The sequence below is a fragment of the Paramuribaculum intestinale genome, from assembly GCF_003024925.1.
Lineage (GTDB): Bacteria > Bacteroidota > Bacteroidia > Bacteroidales > Muribaculaceae > Paramuribaculum > Paramuribaculum intestinale.
The window spans coordinates 1-5,088 of record NZ_PUED01000166.1; the positions used below are offsets into that span (position 1 = coordinate 1).

Sequence of the window (5,088 nt, forward strand, 5' to 3'; positions counted from 1 at the left end):
GTGATATGCACCGATGCAAAGGTTGGCACTGACCAGTATGGCAAACCTGCCATCGTGTACCACCATGACGGAGGTGTCGATGGCATTGCCGAAGACTTGCGCAGGGCACTCGATGAGTCGCTACACCTGCGCCTGCATCTGGAATTATACAATTCCAACGGAATCAAGCCGCCTACGCCTGACCCTATTAAGCCGGAACCTAAAAAAACTCCAAAGGTAGAAAAGAAGTCGAGTCTCACCAACACGCCTCTGATGCAGCAGTATCAGGAGATGAAAAAGAAACATCCTGATGCCGTGTTGCTTTTCAGAGTTGGCGACTTCTATGAGATTTTCGGTAAGGATGCAGTTGTTGCCTCCGAAATTTTAGGTATAACCCTGACCCGTCGCCAGACTGGTATTGACAGCCGAATAGAATTGGCAGGTTTTCCACATCATGCGCTTGACACTTACCTTCCCAAACTTGTGCGGGCCGGTAAACGAGTGGCAATCTGTGAGCAACTTGAAGACCCCAAGTTGAAAAAGACTACCAAGCAGAAAGTGGTTGAGACGGTTACGCCCAATCAGCCGCCGAAAGCAGAGCCTAAGCCCGAACCGGAACCGGCTTCAACTCCTGCCCCCGCTCCCGTAGAGTCACCAAAAGCTGAACCAGCCAAGGAGATAGAGACAGATGGTAGTCCTGATTATACCGATAATCCAGACCCTCGACTGTTCGCATACAATCTTTTTGGAGAATTGGAGCCTATCGGTAAGCCCCGCCGTCAGCCGAAACCGGCTGAGGATACTCCCAAGCCGAAGCCGAGTGTTGAGGTCAAAGACATTCCTGTCAAAAAATTCCGTCCGCTCAATGAAAAGGAGCTGGAGTTTTACGGCTCTCTGAACTGGGAGGACAATCCGCCCATCAATGGTTTTTACGAGACTATGATGTCAATTGCACATCGTCAGTTGGAGGAAATGCGTCATGAACGTGAGACGGAAGAAGCCGCCAAACAAGCCACATCCAATGGCGAGACTATCCAAGAAGGTGGTATCACAATCCAGCGCACCGAAGGAGACTTCATTCCCGGCCAACGCTCTACTGTCAAGACAGAGCCTGTCAAGGTCGATATGTCGCCACGTCCTTTCTCGGAGGACATTCAGTTCTTCCACCACAACGGCAGTATGGTCGTTCAGGACGGTCTTGTAGGATTTCTTTCAGAAGTCCGCAAGAGCGGTGCCACATTTAACCCTCTGGAATTAAAGCCGGAACAGGCAAAACGAGCCATGCTTTATGTCACCCTGTCGGAGACATACCAGCAACTTTACAATTACGAGGCTGAGACACATGAGGCAAGTGCCGAACTGCGCGAACACCTCAATCAGTATTACGACGAGTTTGTAGAGAAATATGGTAATCTCAACGAGAAACAGAATGTGAGATTTATATTGATGGACGCGAATGGCAGGGATGCACTTGCATTGGAGCGCGGCGAAAACGGTCGCTTTGTCAAGGCTGATATTTTCGACCATCCGGTTTCATTCGCCATTGACGAGGTTACTTCGGTAGATACTCCTATGGAGGCTCTGTCCGCTTCACTCAATAAATATGGTGAGGTCAATCTCGAATATATGTCGGGGCTGGTGGATATGGATAAGGATTCCTTGGTGGATAACCTCGAAGGACACATCTATTATAATCCATTAGTCGAAAACTACGAGATTAAAGACCGCTTCATCGCCGGCAATGTCGTGGCGAAAGCCAACGATGTAAGGGCATGGATTGACCGGGAGGAAGAGCGCATCAAGAATTTCCCCGGTTATGACGGGGTTGAACCGTTCGTAGCCATGTCGAAGGACTCCCTCAAAGCGTTGGAGGAAGCCCGGCCACGCCGTATCGAGTTCGATGAGCTTGATTTCAACTTCGGTGAGCGATGGATTCCCACGGGTATATATTCGGCATATATGTCGTACCTGTTCCACACCGATGTGAAGATAGCCTATTCTTCCTCAATGGATGAATACTCGGCAGAGGCGAGCCGCAAGAACATGACCATCTGGGAAGAGTTCTGCGTAAGAGGCTATTACCGCACCTACGACGGTATGAACCTGCTGAAGCACGCCCTGCACAACACCGTTCCCGACATCAAGAAGTCAGCCGGAAAGGACGACAACGGCAACGACATAAAGGTGCCGGATAACGAGGCAATCCAACTCGCCAACACAAAGATTGACGAGATACGAAACGGATTCAGCGAGTGGCTTGAAGCCCAGTCACCAGAGTTCAAGGAAAAACTCGTTGACCTCTACAATGACAAGTTCAACTGCTTCGTCCGTCCGCAGTATGACGGCAGTCACCAGACCTTCCCTGACCTCAATATGAAATTATTGGGTGACAGGTATGGAATCCGCTCCATATATCAAAGTCAGATGGACTGTATATGGATGCTGAAACAGAATGGAGGTGGCGTGTGCGACCACGAGGTAGGGACGGGTAAAACACTGATAATGTGCATTGCAGCGCATGAAATGAAGCGTCTCGGACTGGCACATAAGCCGATGATCATTGGTCTTAAAGCCAATGTAGCCGAGATTGCCATGACCTATCAGTCGGCTTACCCCAATGCCCGTATCCTGTTTGCCGATGAAAAGAGTTTCAAGGCAGACAACCGTGTCAACTTCTTCAACCAGATAAAGAACAACGACTATGATTGCGTGATAATGTCTCACGACCAGTTCGGCAAGATACCGCAGTCGCCGGAGATGCAGCAGCAAATCCTTCAGGCTGAACTTGATACTGTTGAGGAGAACCTTGAAGTGGTTAAGCAGCAGGGGCATGATGTGTCGCGTGGTATGCTCAAAGGTCTGATAAAACGAAAGGAGAATCTTACCGCCAAGATAGCGACCATTCAGTACCAGATGGATCAGAATCGCGACAATGTTGTGGACTTCAAACAGATGGGTATCGACCACATCTTCGTTGATGAATCGCATCAGTTCAAGAACCTCATGTTCAACACCCGCCATGATAGAGTGGCTGGGTTAGGCAACTCGGAAGGCTCGCAACGTGCGCTGAATCTTCTCTATGCAATCCGTACTATTCAAGAGAGAACCGGTAAGGATTTGGGCGCGACATTCCTGTCGGGTACTACAATCAGTAACTCGCTTACTGAATTGTATCTGTTGTTCAAGTATCTACGTCCGAATGAGCTTGAAAGGCAGGATATACGCTGCTTCGACGCATGGGCTGCAATCTTTGCCAAGAAGACCACTGATTTTGAGTTCAATGTCACAAATCATATAGTCCAGAAGGAGAGATTCAGGTTCTTTATCAAGGTGCCGGAACTTGCGGCATTCTACAATGAGATAACGGATTACCGTACTGCCGAAGATGTTGGAGTTGATAGACCGATGAAGAACGAGATTCTTCATAATATCCCGCCGACGCCCCAGCAGGAAGCCTTCATCGAGAAACTGATGAAGTTTGCCGAGAGTGGCGATGCTACCATATTGGGACGCGCACCGTTATCTGAAACCGAGGAAAAGGCAAAGATGCTCATTGCCACGGACTATGCCCGCAAGATGGCTCTTGATATGCGTATGATTGACCCCAATGCCGAGGATGACCCCAACAACAAAGCCTCGCACTGTGCCAAGATGATAGCTGAGTATTACAGAAAATACGATGTCCAGCGTGGTACACAGTTTGTTTTCAGTGATTTGGGAACATATAAGCCCGGCGAATGGAATGTCTATTCCGAAATCAAGCGCAAGCTGATAGAGGATTATGGTATTCCGGCTCATGAAATACGCTTCATTCAGGAGTGTAAGACTGAGCGTAGCCGCAAGGCAGTCATCGAGGCGATGAACAGTGGCGATGTGAGAGTTTTGTTCGGTTCGACAACAATGTTGGGTACCGGAGTCAATGCACAGCAGCGGTGTGTCGCGGTCCATCACCTCGATACACCCTGGCGTCCAAGCGATTTGCAACAGCGTGACGGTCGGGCAGTTAGAGCCGGCAACGAGATTGCCAAGTTATACGCTGATAATAAGGTGGATGTAATCATCTACGCAGTTGAGAAGTCTCTTGATTCCTACAAGTTCAATCTTCTTCACTGCAAGGCGACATTCATCGACCAGCTCAAATCCGGCGCACTCGGAGCGAGAACAATCGACGAGGGTGCAATGGACGAGAAAAACGGCATGAACTTCTCGGAGTATATGGCTATTCTCAGCGGCAACACCGACCTGTTGGAGAAAGCCAAGTTAGAGAAACGTATCGCGGCACTGGAATCTGAGCGCAAAGCCCACAACAAGGGCATATCAGATTCCAAGTTCAGACTCCAGACCATCAGCCACGACATCGCCAACAACGAGGCGGCAATCAGTCGCATGAAGGAGGACGCCGCCCGGTATGCTTCGGTCGTTCAGCGGGATAAAGACGGCAACCCCGTCAACAATCTCACTATCGACACCTGCAACCTCCGTGACGAGCAGAACATGGGTATCCACCTGCAAGGTCTGGCGTTGAAAACCGACACCCACGGTCAGTACAAGCGTATCGGAGAAGTCTATGGCTTCCCCATCAGTATTATATCCGAAAGGGTGTTAGCCGACGGAAAAGAGACCGTTCAAAACCGATTTGTAGTTGAGGGCAACTACAAATACAAGTTCAACAACGGCTTTATCGCAATGTCCGACACCCATGCCGCCTGCATGAACTTTGTCAACGCTCTGGAGAAGATACCCGGCATCATCGCCCAGTATGAGGAACGAACCGCCAAACTAAAAGCCGACGTTCCCCAACTCGAAGCCATCGTCGCCAAGACGTGGGGCAAAGAGGATGAGTTAAAGCTGCTCAAATCCGAACTTGCCGCCCTCGACCGCAAAATCACCGCCGCCCTCGCTCCCAAGAAAGAGGAGCAGGACGGAGATGAGAACAAGCAGCAGCCCGATACCCAAAGGGTCGAAGTAAGAGATAACCCGTCTCAGGCAACCGGCCCGAAGGAAACAATGGTTGCCGAACCTGCGTCTCCCGGTTATCGCCAGCGAGAACCGTTAAGTTCCCGCATAATAATCGGAGGCTGTGGAGCCACTCCGCCCTGAGGGTTTCGC

At 50.1% G+C, this 5,088-nt stretch carries 1 protein-coding gene; it reads left to right on the forward strand.

Translation table 11 applies throughout. The features are described 5' to 3' along the window. The coding region (locus C5O24_RS10650; protein ID WP_107681802.1) for a helicase-like domain-containing protein at positions 1-5,079 on the forward strand (5,079 nt) is incomplete at its 5' end. Positions 5,080-5,088 lie beyond the last annotated feature (9 nt).